The organism is Citrobacter sp. 172116965, from assembly GCF_013458095.1.
GTDB lineage: Bacteria > Pseudomonadota > Gammaproteobacteria > Enterobacterales > Enterobacteriaceae > Citrobacter > Citrobacter braakii.
In genome coordinates this window covers 2,014,562-2,033,385 of sequence record NZ_CP046673.1, presented here as the reverse complement: position 1 = coordinate 2,033,385, position 18,824 = coordinate 2,014,562, and the positions used below count along the sequence as shown (strand labels likewise).

Below are 18,824 nucleotides of genomic sequence, written 5' to 3'. Positions count from 1 at the left end.
AGATTCACCCCTTACAAATAAAGATAAAGTCTAACCTTGTGCGCCCCCAGAAAATTGGCGCTGCCGTACAGCGTCACCGACGAATGAGCCGGGATAGTCACGCTGCGTGGCGCTTCCAGAGGATGCATTTCCAGTCCTCTGGCGTCATACCAGTAAAACCGATAATGAACGGTAACGGGTTCTTGTCTTTCGTTATAAAGTCGCGAGGATGCTGAGGCCTGAATATCAGACGTGGTTAACGTCGGCTGTTCTGCTGTAATGCCCGACGCCAGAATCGTTGATTCCATCACCAGCGACTGTTCATCACTTACCGGAATTTCAGGATGTGCCCGACAGCCAGCCAGTAGCAGCAAGCTCAGTGAAAGTGCAATGCATCCTCTGGTCATGCTTACAGACCTTTATGCGCAAGCATTGGACCCAGCGCACGTCCACCCAGCAGGTGCATATGAATGTGATACACCTCCTGACCGCCGTGACGATTGGTATTCATAATTAAACGATACCCATCCGCAGCAATGCCTTCCTGCTCGGCGATTTTCGCCGCTACGGTGATCATGCGACCCAGCGCCTGCTCGTGTTCCGCTGTCACATCGTTGACGGTCGGGATCAGGACGTTAGGAATGATCAGAATGTGCGTAGGTGCCTGAGGGGAAATATCACGAAACGCAGTGACCAGTTCATCCTGGTACACGATATCTGACGGAATTTCACGACGGATAATTTTGCTGAATATAGTTTCTTCTGCCACGACGTTTTCCTTTTTCATTAACAGCCCAAGCGTTATGCCATGCTACGCCGGGTCACTCTGCGAGTATAGAGTATGAGCGAGTTACTCACGCTCTTTCAACTTTAACCCTCGATTTTTTAAGCAAAAAGCCCTGCCACTGCTGTTCTTATAACCATTTCCCGTCGCTATTGCTTAAGCATAGTACTGAAACAACATTTCACTTATGCCGTAGCATCTGTTTACACACTGAATGTGAATGCGTATATTTCGCATTTGTATTCGCGTGCGAACTTAATAATTTACAACCAAAAGGTTCATCACAACCTCAGTGATTCGAACTTAATATTAATAATTATCAAGGACTTTTCGATGTCTTTCACAACACACAACGGGGATGACCAACGCCAACCGAGGCTTGCCCCTTCTGTACTGGCAGCCTGCATCACGTTAGCACTATTGCCTTCCACCAGCCTCGCAGCCCCTGCTGAAGAGACGGTTATCGTTGAGGGCTCTGCTCCAGCCACATCCAGCGAGGAGCAGGATTACAGCGTTAAATCAACGACTGCTGGCACCAAAATGCAGATGACGCAGCGCGATATTCCGCAATCGGTCAGCATTATCAGTCAGCAGCGCATGGAAGATCAGCAACTGCAAACGCTGGGCGATGTGATGGACAACACGTTGGGGATAAGCAGAAGTCAGGCGGATTCAGATCGCAGTAGCTATTACTCTCGCGGATTTCAGATTGATAACTATATGGTCGATGGGATTCCGACCTATTTTGAATCCCGCTGGAATCTCGGTGATGCCCTTTCCGACACGGCCCTTTTTGAGCGTGTCGAAGTTGTCCGTGGCGCAAACGGGCTAATGACCGGGACGGGTAACCCCTCAGCGTCGATTAATATGATCCGTAAGCATGCCACCAGCCGCGAGTTCACCGGTAATGTTTCTGCGGAATATGGCAGTTGGAATAAACAACGATATGTGACCGATCTGCAAAGCCCGCTCACGGCAGACGGCAACGTGCGCGGGCGCATCGTGGCGGGCTACCAGAATAACGACGCCTGGCTTGATCGCTACAATAGCGAAAAAATGTTCTTCTCCGGGATTGTCGATGCCGATCTGGGCGACACCACCAGCCTGTCTGCGGGTTATGAATACCAGCGCATTGATATCAACAGCCCAACCTGGGGTGGATTGCCGCGCTGGAATACCGACGGCAGTAAAAACAGCTATGACCGCTCGCGCAGCACTGCGCCGGACTGGGCGTACAACGATAAAGACTTCAACAAAGTGTTTGTCACCATCAAGCAACGTTTTGCCGATACCTGGCAGGCGACCATGAATGCCACCCACTCCGAGGTCAAGTTTGACAGTAAAATGATGTACGTCGATGCCTATGTCAATAAAGCCGATGGTACGCTGATTGGCCCGTATGGCAGCTATGGTCCGGGCTATGACTACGTCGGAGGTACCGGCTGGAACAGCGGCAAGCGTAAGGTGGATGCCGTCGATCTGTTCGCCGACGGCGGTTACGACCTGTTTGGTCGTCAGCATAATCTGATGCTGGGCGGCAGCTACAGCAAACAGAATAACCGTTACGAAAGTGCGTGGTCGAACGTATTCCCCAACGAAATCGGCAGCTTCTATACCTTCGATGGTAACTTCCCGGAAACCAACTGGAACCCGCAGTCATTGGCCCAGGACGATACCACGCACATGAAATCGCTCTACGCCGCAACACGTATTTCGCTGGCCGACCCACTGCATTTGATTGTCGGCGCGCGTTATACCAACTGGCGTATCGACACCCTCGCCTACAGCATGGAACAAAACCACACCACGCCGTATGCGGGCCTGGTGTATGACATTGACGATAACTGGTCTACGTACGCCAGCTATACCTCAATCTTTCAGCCGCAGAACAAGCGCGACAGTTCCGGTAAATATCTTTCCCCAATTACCGGCAATAACTATGAACTTGGCCTGAAGTCCGACTGGATGAACAGCCGTTTAACCACCACCCTCGCGGTGTTCCGCATTGAACAGGATAACGTGGGCCAATCAACCGGCGTACCAATTGCCGGTAGCAATGGCGACACGGCCTATAGAGCGATGGATGGAACGGTCAGCAAAGGGGTCGAATTCGAAGTTAACGGTGCGATCACCGATAACTGGCAGATGACGTTCGGCGCGACACGCTATGTTGCTGAAGACAACGAAGGCAATGCGGTAAACCCGAACCTACCGCGTACCACAGTAAAACTGTTTACCCGTTATCGCCTGCCAGCCATGCCGGAACTGACCGTGGGCGGTGGGGTTAACTGGCAGAATCGTGTTTATAGCGATACGGTCACGCCGTATGGCACATTCCGCGCGGAACAGGGAAGCTACGCCCTGGTCGATTTATTCACCCGCTATCAGGTGACGAAAAACTTCTCTGTGCAGGGTAACCTCAATAATCTGTTCGATAAAACCTACGACACCAATGTCGACGGTTCTATCGTCTATGGCGAGCCGCGCAACGTCAGCGTCACCGCCAGCTATCAGTTCTGATTCGAAACACATCACGCTCCACCTGCTCGTCAGGTGGATGCATTGGACTGAGAACACAAAAAGCCCACTTAAGTTTCCTTAAGCGGGCTTCTCTAAATTTGGCTCCTCTGACTGGACTCGAACTTCATCTACATCTCCTGTTATTACTGACTTTGTTAAATATAGCCATATTTTTACCAACATATTTACCATCATTATTGTTTTCTTGTGGTAAGAATGTCAATTAAAACCAATTGGTTGTTGTCATAATCATCTGACTATACGTATCTAAATTTGCTTTCATTATCAACATGATGTTGTCGTTATTTTTGTTAAAATAAATGATGAAAAACAATTGGTTATTTTTTATTAAATAAATCATGTTTAGTCAAGATTAAAGCACTTACATCCAAGATCACTTATCTGCTCTCACACCATTTTGAAAACCCGCCCCTCTTTTCCACTTTCTCTATCATGATGAATGGGTTAACTTTTATGAAACTTAAAAGCAATCGGTAGAATAATGACTACACAAAAGGAAATGGAAGAAATCAGGACTGCATTATCTTGGTTTGATGTACGCCGATACGATGGCCTGAAAGACCTGACCCTAGAACAAATCTATGCAGAGCTTGAAAGACGGATGTTGGCTTACAAAACAAGGCAACAATGGGAAACAGCAGGCAAAGATAATCAAATGCAAGCTATATACCATGATGCCAAAATCCGATGTGGTGATGTGATACTTCAATCGGACTGGATTTCAGGCAATCACAGACTGTCACATAGCTATGCTGTAAGACCAATGAGCAGAGTTCAATTGTTCAACTATGGGCGGGCTATGTATCGGCTGGAGAATTCTGAGCAAACAGACCCTGTTGCTGTGAGTTCTGACTACATCTCTGAGTATCTGAAACAAGGTGGCATGAATCCTGCCAACAAAATACTGGTTGAAATTGACTTGGAAGAAGCCAGCAGCGACGATCTCGCAGAACACCTGAAAGTACTGATTGCTCTATGGCAAAAGCACCTAAAAACGCCTAAGCCACCTAAACGAATGTTTCGGTTTGGTCATAAGACCTTTGAAAGAATACTTGATTACAAAGTCATCCCTTTGATGGATTTGATCTCATGGGAACAGCTCTACAACGAAGGTAAGAACATACCTTTCAACATCTTAGCTGACATTCTACATGGTACTGGTGGGATTCGGAGCCGTGATAACATCAAAGATACTGATTATGACTACGCGAAAAGTTATCTCGAAAAGGATGAGTACTTCAAGGTTTTAAATGATTTCTATATTAAAAACAATATGTTAAAGGACTGGAAGATCACTGACGTGATAACATTTAACGATAAAGCCACGGATAAAAACAAAAAGTAAACACAAGGGATGTTCACAACCTGCGAACATCCCTAAAAAGCGTATCCCTCCAAAAATTTCCGCGAAACTCACGGTTGGTGAACATCCCTAGTTTAGAACTAGCCAAAATCCTAGAATTATCTCCATCGAACAACATACTAAAAAACGAAATATCCAAGATATTACGTAAAAAAAAAGGAGATAATATGGTTCAAAACAAAACAGATAAACATCCGAAACTGATTCGTTTACCAGAAGTAAAAAGAAGAACAGGGTTTGGTAAAACGTGGATATATACCTTAATAAGAGCGGGTAAATTTCCTAAGCAAGTAAAAACCGGATTGCGCTCTATAGCATTTATTGAAAGTGAGATTGATGAATGGATTTACAAAATCATTTCTGATTCTCGCAATCATATCTAAAAAAGTTTATTAAATAATGAGAGGTTAAGATGAAAAGTAAAAACGTACTGCCTTGTGTGGTGACTGTTACGAATGATGAGACAGAAGTATTTATGGAAATGGCAATAAATAACTTTAGAAAACATCTTCAGGTCATGATTGATTGTATGGGAAATGATTATGAGCGTCATTTTAAAGACCGGCTTTATATTGAAGAAGTGATTGGAAAAGTGATCGAACGAACAAAACAAGAGTTTGCTGAATCAATGAAAGATAATAAAGGGAAAGAATATTATCTGTTCTTGGATGAGGTGAGAAGGAATCTGAGAGTTATTTACTCTGCGTATCGTACTAACTATTAATGAGAGAGGAAAATATGAACGAAAAATGTTTAGGCTGGAATGAAATACCCGTTAAAATATCCGCAAGTAATGCTGAGACAGCAAACTTTGCTACTGATGTTGTAAATACCTATAACGAGTTAATACATTACTTATACTTTAATCTAAAGGATGATGCATTTCTGAAAAAAATGAAGGATGGATTTTACAGGGAGATATTCATAATGGATATTATTAATCTCACGCTACAGGAATGGTTTGAAAGTGCTGAAGAGATAAAGATTAAATACATATCAGTTCCAGAGGTTAAAACTATACTAAGTAGTTATCATGAGTTTTTGATTAAATGCTTTAATGGTGATGATTATGTTCTTTATTACAAAAGAATAGAAATCAGCGCAAATAAACAGTCTGTAATATAAATCAAAAGGTAGAGACATGAGTGAAAAACTGATAAAAGAATCTCAAAAAGTATTTATGCATATGGCAGGTTTGTTTTATGAAATGAAAATAAATACGCTTAAGGAAGTCCGACCCGATGAAGCAGAGATGTTAATGGAGGATGATGCATTCATGGATAGTATTTATAAGGATTGTATCAAAAATGCAAGCGCATCTTTTAAAAAGGTAGTCAGATGGGAGTACTTTGAACAAGGGCATTCAGTAAAAATGGTTGATAAGGAGGTGGTGTTGATAACATTACGTGTTAATCACAAACGAAGATAAAAAGGTTATTTAATAAATCATTTTTAGCCTCATTCATGGGGCGAAAAAATAAAAAAGCAAACAAATATCATTTAATAGTGAGGCGTAACCATGAGTAAAATTTTTGAAATTAAAAGTGTATCTACAGAAACGTTTTATAATATTGCAGAGCGTTCGTTTGAGGCTAGTTGGAAGGTTATGCAGGATATGGCCTCTGATAATGTCTCATACTTGGTATATGATGCGGATTTTATGTGTGTTTTCATCGGCAATGTTATTGAGCATATCAGTAAAAATTTTTACATCATTATCCAATGTGAATGTCTGGAAGGAAAGCTTGAAGAAGTAAACTTTGAAGAGGTAGCGGAACGTCTGGTCCGGCATTCATGGGAGTTTTGTAAATAATATCAAAATAAAAATAGATTAAGAAATCATGGGCAGAGTTGTTATCTACTCACTGATTTAGATTATGTGGCCCCGTAATGGGGCTGTACATCGATTACAAGAGGAATATGATATGAATGATGTGGTATTATACGAAAAAAATGAATCAATGTTTTTTGCCATTTGCACGGTCTTATCATTATATTGCGATTTCATATACGAAATAGCATCTGGATTTCATAATGAAGCGGTAATGATCATTGAAAATGAAAAGTGTGTGGGACAGGCACTTAAAATACAAATAAACAATCTATTCGATGATTTCGATTACTACAAAAAAGTGAATGGAACAGGAAAAGAAAAACGGGAAGATATAGATGAAAAAGAACTTTTTAACAAAGTAATGGCAGCACATAACCAAGGAGTAAAAGCGCTAATCATGAAGAATCTTGAGGCCAATCTTCGAGAGAAAGAGGAAGGTTCTGAATATTGGAAGTTAAAAATATTTAATAGGTTTAATGGGATATAGAAGTCAATGTAGGCTTCTATATATTCAGATAAAGAAAGTAGTCATGATCTTTATCTCATCGGAGAAAGTGTTTTTCATGGCTGGATATTTAAAAAATTATTTTATTTTGTTTCTCATTATTTTTTCGACTTCTTTTTTTTGTGATGTAGATAAATTCCTTTTAATCTCTTTCATTTTGTTTTTAAAATTAAGATTATCTCTTTCATCATGCAAGGACTTCATTTTATTATATGCTTCCTCACTGAAAGGATTAAAATCATCATCTGTTTTTTCATCTGAGCAAGGAAAAAGGAAACTTCTGTTAAGATAATCGCGCCTAAGCTCATCGTAAACTTTACCACCATCAATAATTGTTTCATTTTCCTGTGCTTTTTTTATATAGTCTTTCATGTTATATTCTCTAATTTTAGTTAATCGGGTATATATTATATATTAATATATAAGGGATAAGTGTCAAATTTAATGGAGAGGCATGGATTTAATTATCTATTTTTCTTGTCATGTCTCTATAATTTAGCCTTGCTGAATAACCTCGTTCAATAAACTGTGTTTTATCGTAGCTATAAAGATAATCTGCATCGATTCTTCCACAAGACTTACAAAAAGAGTATTCCCATCTCAAGTTGCATTTCTTAGAAACAGAAAACCTCTCTGTCATTTCTCTACCACATGAACATTGCATATCATACCTCTCTTATTTGTTTTTATAGCTTTCAAAAATTAGTGTTCCAGAAAGATCATAAAGTTCAACCTTGCCGACTTTACCTTCATCATTTTTAATGGACATTCGTATTATTCTGGAGTCATGATATTTTTCTAACAAATCAGGTTTATTGGCTAGGTATTTTGCTATTACAGAACGGCTCTTTATATAGTCAAAGCTTGAACATATTGTTCTTTTGAACTCTAAATCAGTTAGGCCGCTTTCCATGATCTTTTTTGTAATGAGTGATTTCAATGGACGCTCAAATTCCTCACGCTCTTTACGCCTTTGTTCCTCTTCTTGTTTACGTCTCAGTTGGTTGAGGAAGTAAAGTTTATCTCTTTCTAATTGTAGTTGGCTTTCTTTATCTTGAATGATGTTGCTGACTACTGATGATGGAATGACTTGAATATTGTTAGACCAATATCGATACGGATTATGTTTTCTGAATACTTCCAACTGTTAAACGTATTCTATCTACATCGATATTTTTATCAAAAGAGACGATTCTTTTATTACCATCTTTTGAAATTATTTTTGCTGTGTTCTCAAGTTTCTCATTACCTTGTAAGTCAAATGAATTTACAACAGTATTATGTTCTTCATGATAAAAGGACTGTTTTTTACTATCAATATAACATTCAAGAAAAGAATAGAGTTTGAACTCTTCAATGCCAAATGTTTCCTCAAGCATCGTCATATGTTCTGCTAAGACATTCAGAATGTCGTTTTTTGATAGTTTTTCATGAAGTTTTATTTCAAGTGAACCGGGTAGCTTTTTCATTTTCATTCCTTGTTATTATTTAGGAAACAGCTTTTAAGTGGTTAGTGATATTAACTAAATCTTGTCTATTTGCTTCATTTTCTTTTGTTCGTTTATATACCTTGCGGGGTTTATCTATCTTGATACTGTTTTTAGCATTAGGAACTGCATTGTTCTTTTTCTTCTTGCTAAAAATAAAAGCATCTGTATAAACATTTTGATTTACTGTTTCGAGGGCTAATCCTCGTCTTTCCTGTTGAGAAAGATTTTGATAACCATCAGGGTATTGTTCAATCTCAGCCTGAACATTTCTTGCATTGCTCAAATGCTCTTTACGTTTTTCATCAAGTTGATGACTCATACCCTTGGCAAAAATATTAGAGTTGATATACAGGTGTCCATGATGTTCAACGAGAATACCTTTTTGTTTTAGCTTTTTGAATATGTTTGACATATTACCGGATGCGATATTCAACGCTTTACAGAGTGATGACTGTGAGAGGTTGATTAGGTTTCCAAACTCCATGTATTCCAAGATGTAAGTTAATACACGGAATTCATTCTTAGATATGTCCAGATCAGAAAAAACACGAAAGTTAGATGTGAAAGCAAAAACATAAGGCTGGGAAAATGAGATCGCTTTATCTTCTTCTTTGGCGATAACTGTAGTTGATTTAATATCTTTGTTTTGCAGTAAGTGTCTGGCGATATCAATCTTTTGTTCTGTAGTTAATGTATCAAATAAGCGAAGTAGTTCAGTGTCATTAGTATTCATATTTTCTCTCTTATTGTTTTTATTATATATTTTAAATACTATGCACAAAATGGAAAGTCAATAGTAAAACTATAAATAAAATAAGTATTTTATTATTATGATCTTATCATATGTTAAAAAACCTATGTTTAAACATAAGTCTTGCTATGTTTAAACATAGGACGGATCTATGTTTAAACATAGGTATATGCTATGTTTAAACATAGCAAAAAAAGGTGTGAAGCCTTGATTTTATTGGGCTGGGAGGGTGCTTATAATTAAATAATTAGTAAGAAGTTAAGAGAGTCCAGTTTTTCTTTTGTGTTATATATGAGGATTTTTTCGCAGGGATATGTATTTTTCTTGACACTTATTTCAGCGAAGTGATTGTTTCGTACAATCACTTAGTGCTGCTATTGGGGATATAGTTTTACTATGTGTTAAAGAGCAAATGCTATATTGATTTAGTGCGTTACTATTTCTAGGTGAAAGTAAGGTTATTAGATTTGATAACTCTAGTTTGTAAAATCAATAACCTTTGATATTCAATAGTTCTTATTTTTAATAACCTTTCACTTTATAATCATATGATAATAAAGTTAAAAACAGCTCGTAATATCTAGTACTAATATAGTAAAAGGGAAACTTGTGCCAAATAAATGGCACCATGTTATTTTGCAGCGTTTTCTTTGTATTTTATTTGCAGCAAAGTGATTGTTTCATACAATCACGAAGTGCTGCCGATGACACGGAAGTATTGTTTTCCTCCTATTTACTGGCGGCTACTGCCGCAATTCTTCATGGATAAATCCATCATTAACAGGGGCAAGCCCTGTTTCAGCAATGTGATTGTTTAGGACAATCACTCAGTGCTGCTATGGGGATATAGTTTTACTATGCGTTTAAGAGCGAATGCTATAACCTTGATTGATTCCTCGTTAATATATAGATAAGGGGCGGAGCCATGAGCGAAAGATCATAAGAAAAGATCTGTTTTCAATATGAGGTTTTAATTAATTTCAAGGTAAAGCTAGCGTATATAAAATCTTAAGAACTAAATCGAATATGAATTGATAAGATTAATTATACTATTATTAGGTCAGCGGCTACTGCCGCAGTTCTTTATGGATAAATCCATCATTAACAGGGGCCAGCCCTGTTCCAGCAATGTGATTGTTTTGGACAATCACTCAGTGCTGCTATTGAGGATATAGTTTTCCTATGCGTTTAACAGCAAATGCTATAGCCTTGATGCACTTCTAGTTAATATGATGAGTAAGGGCGAAGCCTATGAGCTTTAGCTCATAAGATGAGAAAGTTTTCAAAAATAATTTATTAAATCAAAAGTAAAGGCAAAATTAAAAAGAACAAAAAAAGCCAGAAGTCAAGGTTGGCTTTAGTAATGCAATCAATATAAAGAAAGAAATTATCAAGAGAAATGATCACAATAAATATATTACTATCTTAGAAGTTCAAACTTGTTAAACTAACAGATTATAAAATTAAAAGGAAAGAAGCCAGATAAACTGGCCTCTTCAGAGTATTGTAATAAATTTTTGGAGTAGTCATTTATTTACTTTTAAACAATAATCAAAAATAAAGTCATTGTCAAATAAAATTATCATTATCTTGATTAATTCTATTTTATTTAATATATATTAATAAGGCATTGTATTTTTGTTTAATCACAAGAAGAAAATATGGTGAATTAAATGTAATAAATCAAAGGAGTATCAAATGAATAAACTTAAGAAAAATAAATGGCGAACAAATGTCTGTAACTGCATTTTCAAAATAATCCTTCCCGCAACAATATTAATTTCAGCAACTACAGCTAACGCAGCAGTCTGTAGCCCGGATGTCAGCTCATCATTAAAACAAGCGCAATACAACGCCATGAAGCAGGATGCGGCTCAGTTAGAGCCGGTAGCGAAGAATTTCATGGATAACATCAATCAGTCGCTTGAGACTATTGGCTGCACGGACGCATGGCCCGCCGGAAACCTCGGCATTAATCTTCCCTCTGTGGATTCAATAATTAAAAAAACTAAGGAAGCGGCAATAAGTAAAGCCTGTTCGATTGCGAGAGAAAAAGTCAGTCAACTGACCGGAAATATATCCGAAAGCATTTCCATTGATATGCCCGTCCTTGGGAATGTCGCAAGTGGAAGTGTGTCTACAGGAACAGGCTCTTCATCAGGATCGGGAGCAACTGTCAACGGAACCGATGTCTGGAACAGCATCAGTAACTCAATGAAGTAAACAACAAAGGAATGTGATAATGATAAATATAAAGAAAAAAGAAGTGTTGATATTATTAGCAATATTAGTTTGTTTGTTCTTAACTCAGTCAGCTCATGCTGCAGATTTATTTACTGTCCCCGATACTGATAAGTCAAAGTTGTGGTTTCTGGATATCTTATTCCCTGAAAATTTAGCCCAGAGTCCATTAGCGAGCACAATGACAATCCTCAACAGCGCTGTTTTACTGGTTGGTGGTATTTTAGCTGCCTACACGCTGATTGCCGGAACCATGTCAACGGCACATGACGGAGAAATGCTGGGTAAGAAATGGTCTTCCATGTGGTTGCCCGTAAGAACTGCATTAGGCACGGCAATGATACTCCCGGCAGCAGGTGGTTTCTGTGCCGCTCAGGTTATGGTGCTGTGGATGATTAATCAGGGAGTCGGTCTGGCAGATACCGTCTGGAATACCTATGCATCCAACCCCTCAGATGGGGCTGTTATCACAACATCGGCGTCTTATCAGGAACTTGACCGTATAGCGAAAACTGCCTTTATCAATAACGTCTGTATGTTGAAGGCGGGTGAATTATGGAAGAAATCAGCAGCAGCCGATCCTTTCCCGCACGTCACGCCTGCGTTTGAAATGACGCCGGAGAAAGGTCCCTATTTATACACATACAGTTATGGGGCCAGAAATGCCGGTAATGATATGAATAAAAATTTACTGGTATCAAAGGCTGCCTGTGGAAGCATCACGCTTACAGACCCCAAGGCCAAAGCTTCTTATGACGAACAGGCGAAAGCTCAGGCTACCATTGCAGGGGGCGGAATGTATATGGCCTATATGCCACAGGATATAAAGACGAATATTTCAGATGTTATTGAGGCACACAATGCCGCATTCATCGACCTCAATAACAGTATGAAAACGCTGGCTGAACAGTATGTGGCCGATAATAATATTGATATTCAGACCGGAATAAACAGCGCAACGGCCTCATATGTATCCATTATTGATACTGCAGTACGAACAGTTTTCTCCACTGGCAACCAGTGGGATGATTTCAAAGAGAATGTCCAGAAAGACGGATGGTTTATGGCTGGCGCATGGAGTATGAAACTTATCCGTGTTCAGGACGCGATTAACGGTGCCGCTCATAATCTTCCTGTCGCTGGGCAAGCGACAATGGAATACGGCGATATATTCGATAACAGCATGAACGCGATTATGGCAAAAGTGGCTCAGGATATGGCGAAATCAACGACAGCTTCAAGATACGCGAATGGGATTGATGCGCAAAACCGGACAGAAGCCAATACCAGCGGTAAAAGTGGCGCTGGCCCTAAAACAGATGATGCCGGAAAAATTGTTTCTTCTCTTCAGAGTGAAGCCAATAAGAGCATTTCTGGTGCAATGGCGGGTTTTCTCAGTTCCAGCGTTATCAATGGCAGAAAACAAGGGAAAATTGTTTCATTTTCAACCGACACAACCGCTGCCAATTTACAGGCGATAAACCCGTTATTAGCCGTTAAAGGGCTTGGGGATACAATCAGTGCTGCTGGCTGGACGTTATTAGGGAGTTCTGCGGTTGTTGGCGCAGGTCTTGGTGCATGGACTTCATGGACTGCAAGCTGGGTATCAGGTGCATTTGGCGCTATGGGCATTGTGATGCCACTGGTTATCCCTTTATGGATAGCTGGTGATACCTTAGCCGTCGTTATTCCTATGTTGCCTTACGTGATGTGGTTTGGTGTTTGCGTAGGCTGGATGATCCTGTGCCTTGAAGCAATGGTCGCAGCACCATTATGGGTAATAACACATTTGCATCCAGATGGTGATGGCGTAGTGGGTCGTGGAGGCGCTGGTTATGGTCTGGTTTTATCGTTAACCATGCGACCAGCACTGATGATAACAGGCTTGATAGCAGCCTATACGATGCTCCCTATCCTTGGTGGGATCGTCAATGAAACATTCTCCGGCGCGTTTGGCATGATGTCAGCCAATGCCGGGATAGGTATCATCGAGTCACTGGCTCTCATTGCTGTTTATATTGCGATGATGTTTACGGTAGTGAAAAAATCACTTTCACTGATTCACATCATCCCTGATGAAATTATGAAGTGGCTTGGTGTTCATGGTGGTCAGAGCATGTCGGGTTACGCACAGTCGGCATCAAAAGGTGTTGAAGGTGCTATGTTTACCAAAACCGTGTTGGATCAGGTTTCTCATACCTCAAATGCGATGGGTAATCAGATCAGGAATGCGCAAATCAACAAAGACCGTGAACAGCAACGTGAGCTTCAACAACAGCAACAGGCCCAACAGGGGAAAGCACAGGCGACTAATAGAGCCAATGATACGGGATCTGCATTCAGAACTCATATGAGTAATGCTGGCCCACTTGATCAGCAGGATGAATATCAGTCTCTTGAAAGTGCTAACTCGGCTTACAATGCAGCTGAGGCAGCAGATGCTATTGGTGACACAGCAGGCGCAGCGGGTTATATGAATGTAGCTCAAAAGGCTGCTAACAGAGCAGTATCATTTGGTGAACATAACAGACCGTTGCTGCCTGTAAGTTTACAGGCCCAAGCTTCACCAATTGAAAGCTTTAAGGCTCCAGATAAAGGGAATGGTAGTGGATCTTCCGGTGGTAGTTCATCATCAAAAGAAGGTAATGATGGAATGTGATATTAAGAGGGCTTAGGCCCTCTTTGATTACAATGGATGTATGATATCCTTTAGTTAGTGTACTATTGTAATTATTTCTGAGTAAATAGTTTTATTGGCAACTATATGCGTGAGGTTGGGAGAATTCAAAAGTAAAGTTTGATGTAGAGCACAATTGAAAGGATGAATAGAAATGTAAAACCCTTAACTTATTGATATGTAGATATTTAATTAGTTTCAATTTTATGCAGTAGTGGTTTAATCTTATCAATAGAGTAGATAAAGATGTAGGTTATAAAATTCTTTCTTAATACCTAAATGGGATTATTCATGACTACCACAACTCCAGCTAATAAAATGGTCGGCTTAGAATTAAACAACGAATGGCTTGTTGAAAGAATTATACCAGTAGGAACAAAAACGGGCATCGGAACGGGGGGGAACTTTTCGGTGTCTTATGAAGTGAAAAATAAAAATACAGGAAAGATGGCATTTCTCAAAGCCTTTGATTTTGAAAAGACAATGCAGGAAGCTTTGTCTAAAGGCCACGATTTTATGAAGATAATGTCAGTGCTTACGTCTGATTATCAGTTTGAGGATAAACTAAATGAAATTTGCATTGAAAAAAGAATGCGAAATGTTATTAAAGTTCTTAACAAAGGACAATCGGTAATTGATGGTAGAATAGTACCATATTTAATTATGGAGCTGGCCGAATCCGGAGATATAAGGATGTATGTCGAAAGAACAAAGGATGTCAGCCTTGCAATGAAATTAGGATACCTGAAAGATGTTACAATGGGTATTAGACAATTACACTCTGCAAATATTTCACATCAAGATTTGAAACCTTCAAATGTAATGGTGTTCGATTCTTTAAATGCTAAAGTTGGTGATTTAGGCAGAGCAAGTTTACAAGGTGTACCACATCGTTTTGATAACTTTCCGATTACTGGAGATCAAAATTATGCGCCTCCTGAACAACTCTATGGGCTGATAGCCCCTGAATGGATAAATAGAAGGCAGCGTTGTGATATTTATCAGTTAGGTTCAATAGTTGCTTTTTTATTTACTGGCAGAACCGTTAATAGTTTGATGAGAGAGTTTGTTCCTACAGAAATAGCACCGCCACGTTGGGGGGGGAGTGGGAATCAATACGATCTCGCTTTACCTTATTTAGAGAAGGCTTTTTTTCAAAGCTTAGAGGTATTTGATGGGGTTCATCCAGATTGGTTAGGTTTAGGTTTGAAAAACATAGTGTTGCAGTGTAGTCATCCAAGTTATGAAAACAGAGGAATGCTTAAAGGAGGCGGGATAGCAAAGATAGAATTAGGTTTGGATCGACTTATAACTCAATTCGACCTTTTAATTCAAAAATTGAAGGTTTTTGGTCTCAGCAATAAAATATAAGGAAGCAAAATGAGCCTGTTTGATAAAGAAGAAAGACTATTGCTTCCTGAATGGACGAAGTCAATCGACTCCCTAAAGTCTCCTGAAATTAAACCTTTTAATGGTGGAGATTTTTCCTCATTGTCTGATAATACAGATGACTTATATGAAAATTTTGTTCTTAATAAAAATTTAGGCTCAGCAATAGAGTTGTTAAATGTTGCTTATATAGAAAACCGAGAAGCAGAATCGAGAGTTGCGGCAAGATTTATTGTGCAGGGATTTGATTTACCACCACAAATCCTACAATTTGCTAAATTCATTTTAAGAGGTGGTAAGCATGATAGTGAACCAACTGAAACTCAAAAACCAATCATCTCAATATTAAGAGGATGGTTGCATAATAATCCCAAAGATGCATTAGCATGGCTTGATTTAGCAAGGGCTTACGTATCAATTGGTAAGCTGGATTCAGCTGAGAAAGCTGTTACAGTCGGTACAAATCTATTACCTAATCATCGTTGGATCATTAGAGTTGCTTCAAGATTTTATGTTAATAATAATCAAAGTGATAAAGCCCATTATCTATTGTCTAAGCATCCAATGTTAAAAGAAGATCCATGGTTACTATCAGCCGAGATCGCGGTGGCGGAAAGTTATAATCGCCCTTTGAAAATGGTATCTCAAGCGAGAAAACTTATTGAGTCTGAAAGATTTTCTCCTTTGCATCTTACGGAATTGGAGAGTTCAATAGCGACAATAGAATTGTCTAATGGAGCATTAAAGAAAGCAAAAAAATTATATGTAAGTTCATTACGAAAACCTAATGACAATTCCTTGGCACAAGCAAAGTGGGCAGAAAGGAATGCGAATCTTTCGAATTTAGTTAATAGTGAACTTTTGTTTAGTCAACAAGGTGCATACGAAGCGAAAATGTGGGAGAAATACTATAATTATGATCTTTCTTCTGCTATAGATTTTGGAATTAAATGGTTTGAAGATGAGTCCTATTCTGTTCAACCTGCAATAATGGTTACCTATTTGTCGTCAGTTTTAGACAACTATGCATTATGCTATGAATATGCTGTCAAAGGTTTGGGAATAGACAAGCACGATGAAACGTTAATTTTAAACAAACTATTTTCTGAGATATGTCTCTTGGATAGAGTGGAGCAATGTATTAACTGGGAAAGGGTAAAAGAATGGGAGGGGGCTCTCAAAAGTCTTGCTGCTGTTGATAACGAGAATACGGCTGCCCATGCTAATGCTAACTTGGGCCTTTTGCATTATAAAACAAACAGATTTGAATTAGGTAAAGAGTATTATGCAATTGCCTGTGATCTTTTCTCAAAAAGTAAAAATGCGTCAGGCATTGTAGCAAATATGAATCACTATCGTGAGTGCGTTCTTGCTGATGTTTCATGGAAAGACGAAGTGTTCTATGAAATGGAACAGGCTTATAAAAACAGTCTAGCCAGAAAAGAACCTGCTTTAGTTTATTATTTCATAAAAATGAATATGTTAAAAGAGAATCCACTGAAATGGGATGAAATAAAATCGACGAGTTTAGATTTAAGCAATCTTATTGCGAAAGAAGAAAAAAAAGATAAGATTGTAACTTTCGATTTCGATCCTAAATCACCGAAGATAATAATATCCAAATAACAAATAAGCCTAATGAAATCATTAGGCTTCGTTTTTCATTATCTAATTGCGTAAGCGAAATAATAAATTATCCTTTATTAATAATATGCGGTGTTCAATTGTATCGAACTTCATACTACATTTTTATTGCATGAAATAAATCAGTATTTTTAATGCAAGCATTAGTGCATTATGGGGGGATGTGTGTGGGTAATAAATGTTTGAGAAAACTACTGCGTGATGTGAAAATTGTAAAATTAATTACACGAGGTTGGGTTGGTCACATAAAAAATGGTTGTTTTCCAAGTCTTTAATCTATTCTATTATAATTTTTAATAAAATTGACAAACTGCTTTTAATGGATTAATTAAATAATAGGTAGTGAATAAAGAGGAGTGGGCTGTGAGAGGGGGATTTAAAATAAAAAAATTAAACATAGCGAGCGTAATATGTTTGACAATATTGTATTCAAGTCATGCAGAGGCTGTTTATCCGGTCACAAACTATACTCTGGATCCTTATTTGATGGGGCGATCACCTCAATCTATGGGAAATGGAATAATCGAAACATTAGTTTCAATGAACGACAAACTGGCACAAGCAACCATAACAGCAAATGAGAATCAGAAGAATGCTGTTGTCAGTAATGCAAGTCAGGCAATCCAAGAACAGCGTATGAAAAATATCTTAAACAGAATACCTGATGCCAACGCCTGTGAAGAAGTCACAAGCGCAGGTGGTCGTGGTGCAGCAGGATCGAATACAAGCTCAGCGAAAGAGGCTTTATCTGAAAACAGCGTTAAGATGTTTACGCAAGCAAATACCGGAATAAATGAGGCCAAGAAAAACATCATGGGCAGAGTATCAATAAATGTTTGCTCTGAAGATGATGTGAAATATAACAGAGGTGGGTGCAATGCTATAGGTCAGTATCCTGATAAAGATAAATCGGCATCAAGCCTAATTACACCACCATTATCTACATCAGATGCATTGTCTAATAAGGTTTCGAATCAGTCTTATTCTGTGGAGCAGATTGAAGTTGCTGAAGCGGCAAAAAGAAATCTTATAGGTAACTTGCCTGTTGAACCATTGAAGAACAAAGGGTTAGAAGACACAAATGAAGGTCGAGAATATTTATCCGCCTTTTCGAGCTTTGTCTCCAGAAGCACTGCTGGAACAAACGCCATTGATTCCGTACTGGCAATGAAAAAAGCAAGTAATGTATCAGTGAACTCCAGAGGGGCCAAAATAGGATCCACATTAGGTTCTACGCAGGGAGCAAACCTTGCTTGGTCAGATGCTTCCGTAAAAAACAAGTATGCGACCTTATTTCCCGGCACAACATTCCCGGATAATCCTTCAGAGTGGGAAATGTTAAGATATGAGATCTATTCACGCTATGCAGATACAACAGGTGCTGACGCTTGGCAGGTAAAAATCAGTAGTGCTGATGAAAAAGAAACTGCGCATGAGCAGGCAAGAATGCAGGCACTTGATTTAAGATTACAAATGCTTCAAATCGAAAGAACAGAAGACACAAATATTTTGCTTGCGGCTCTGTTAGGACAACAACTACAACCGGTTGATAAGCAAATGCTGAATAATTTAAAAACTAATGCTACAAGAGCGACTCAGGCAACAAGATAATTGAAGTCATGAATA

17 protein-coding genes and 1 pseudogene are annotated in these 18,824 nt (G+C 39.1%); 13 read left to right on the top strand and 5 right to left on the bottom strand.

Going from position 1 to position 18,824, the window contains the following annotated elements:
- Window positions 1–11: 11 nt before the first annotated feature.
- Both GPJ68_RS09635 and hinT read right to left on the bottom strand, forming a co-directional pair.
- The gene (locus tag GPJ68_RS09635) at window positions 12–386 is read right to left on the bottom strand and encodes a YcfL family protein (RefSeq protein WP_019076489.1); all 375 of its coding nucleotides are present in this window, start codon (window positions 384–386) and stop codon (window positions 12–14) included.
- A 2-nt stretch (window positions 387–388) separates the two neighbouring features.
- The gene (gene hinT, locus GPJ68_RS09630; RefSeq protein WP_016156204.1) at window positions 389–748 is read right to left on the bottom strand and encodes a purine nucleoside phosphoramidase; all 360 of its coding nucleotides are present in this window, start codon (window positions 746–748) and stop codon (window positions 389–391) included.
- Window positions 749–1,096: 348 nt separating this feature from the next.
- Here hinT and fhuE point away from each other — a divergent pair, with 348 nt between their 5' ends.
- The 8 genes from fhuE (at window position 1,097) to GPJ68_RS09590 (ending at window position 6,988) form a co-directional block, all read left to right on the top strand.
- Window positions 1,097–3,283 (top strand): ferric-rhodotorulic acid/ferric-coprogen receptor FhuE, encoded by a 2,187-nt coding sequence (gene fhuE, locus GPJ68_RS09625; protein WP_180837268.1) that lies wholly within the window; start codon window positions 1,097–1,099, stop codon window positions 3,281–3,283.
- Between the two features lie 502 nt (window positions 3,284–3,785).
- Window positions 3,786–4,649 (top strand): DUF6387 family protein, encoded by an 864-nt coding sequence (locus GPJ68_RS09620; protein WP_041035857.1) that lies wholly within the window; start codon window positions 3,786–3,788, stop codon window positions 4,647–4,649.
- A gap of 185 nt (window positions 4,650–4,834) precedes the next feature.
- Window positions 4,835–5,050 carry an AlpA family transcriptional regulator gene (locus tag GPJ68_RS09615; RefSeq protein ID WP_000250489.1) on the top strand — a complete coding sequence of 72 codons (216 nt, stop codon included), beginning with the start codon at window positions 4,835–4,837 and terminating at the stop codon, window positions 5,048–5,050.
- 29 nt (window positions 5,051–5,079) lie between these two features.
- The gene (locus tag GPJ68_RS09610; protein ID WP_001515481.1) at window positions 5,080–5,391 is read left to right on the top strand and encodes a hypothetical protein; all 312 of its coding nucleotides are present in this window, start codon (window positions 5,080–5,082) and stop codon (window positions 5,389–5,391) included.
- A gap of 14 nt (window positions 5,392–5,405) precedes the next feature.
- Window positions 5,406–5,792: a hypothetical protein gene (locus GPJ68_RS09605; protein ID WP_059443598.1), complete on the top strand. Its 387-nt coding sequence runs from the start codon at window positions 5,406–5,408 to the stop codon at window positions 5,790–5,792.
- A 16-nt stretch (window positions 5,793–5,808) separates the two neighbouring features.
- Window positions 5,809–6,096, top strand: a complete 288-nt coding sequence (locus GPJ68_RS09600) for a hypothetical protein (RefSeq protein WP_045910841.1) — start codon at window positions 5,809–5,811, stop codon at window positions 6,094–6,096.
- A 90-nt stretch (window positions 6,097–6,186) separates the two neighbouring features.
- The gene (locus tag GPJ68_RS09595; protein WP_000034418.1) at window positions 6,187–6,480 is read left to right on the top strand and encodes a hypothetical protein; all 294 of its coding nucleotides are present in this window, start codon (window positions 6,187–6,189) and stop codon (window positions 6,478–6,480) included.
- Window positions 6,481–6,592: 112 nt separating this feature from the next.
- Complete coding sequence (locus GPJ68_RS09590; protein WP_088903328.1) at window positions 6,593–6,988, top strand: hypothetical protein; 396 nt, start codon at window positions 6,593–6,595, stop codon at window positions 6,986–6,988.
- Window positions 6,989–7,084: 96 nt separating this feature from the next.
- Here the strand turns inward: GPJ68_RS09590 and GPJ68_RS09585 are convergent, their stop codons facing one another.
- The 3 genes and pseudogenes from GPJ68_RS09585 to GPJ68_RS09575 form a co-directional block, all read right to left on the bottom strand.
- The gene (locus GPJ68_RS09585; RefSeq protein ID WP_088903329.1) at window positions 7,085–7,378 is read right to left on the bottom strand and encodes a hypothetical protein; all 294 of its coding nucleotides are present in this window, start codon (window positions 7,376–7,378) and stop codon (window positions 7,085–7,087) included.
- A 304-nt stretch (window positions 7,379–7,682) separates the two neighbouring features.
- A pseudogene (locus tag GPJ68_RS09580) lies at window positions 7,683–8,475 on the bottom strand (hypothetical protein).
- 19 nt (window positions 8,476–8,494) lie between these two features.
- Window positions 8,495–9,229, bottom strand: coding sequence for a replication/maintenance protein RepL (locus GPJ68_RS09575; RefSeq protein WP_180837266.1), 735 nt, complete (start codon window positions 9,227–9,229; stop codon window positions 8,495–8,497).
- Between the two features lie 1,716 nt (window positions 9,230–10,945).
- Between GPJ68_RS09575 and GPJ68_RS09570 the strand changes: the two genes are divergently transcribed.
- From GPJ68_RS09570 to GPJ68_RS09550, 5 genes are all read left to right on the top strand, one after another.
- Complete coding sequence (locus tag GPJ68_RS09570; protein ID WP_049121194.1) at window positions 10,946–11,470, top strand: hypothetical protein; 525 nt, start codon at window positions 10,946–10,948, stop codon at window positions 11,468–11,470.
- Window positions 11,471–11,489: 19 nt separating this feature from the next.
- Entirely contained in the window at window positions 11,490–14,147 is a 2,658-nt protein-coding gene (locus tag GPJ68_RS09565; RefSeq protein ID WP_255489635.1) for a DotA/TraY family protein, read from the top strand.
- A gap of 309 nt (window positions 14,148–14,456) precedes the next feature.
- Window positions 14,457–15,536, top strand: coding sequence for a protein kinase (locus tag GPJ68_RS09560; RefSeq protein WP_048264298.1), 1,080 nt, complete (start codon window positions 14,457–14,459; stop codon window positions 15,534–15,536).
- A gap of 9 nt (window positions 15,537–15,545) precedes the next feature.
- Window positions 15,546–17,180 carry a hypothetical protein gene (locus GPJ68_RS09555; protein ID WP_049121198.1) on the top strand — a complete coding sequence of 545 codons (1,635 nt, stop codon included), beginning with the start codon at window positions 15,546–15,548 and terminating at the stop codon, window positions 17,178–17,180.
- 381 nt (window positions 17,181–17,561) lie between these two features.
- Window positions 17,562–18,809: a hypothetical protein gene (locus tag GPJ68_RS09550; RefSeq protein WP_048264296.1), complete on the top strand. Its 1,248-nt coding sequence runs from the start codon at window positions 17,562–17,564 to the stop codon at window positions 18,807–18,809.
- The last annotated feature ends 15 nt before the right edge of the window (window positions 18,810–18,824 follow it).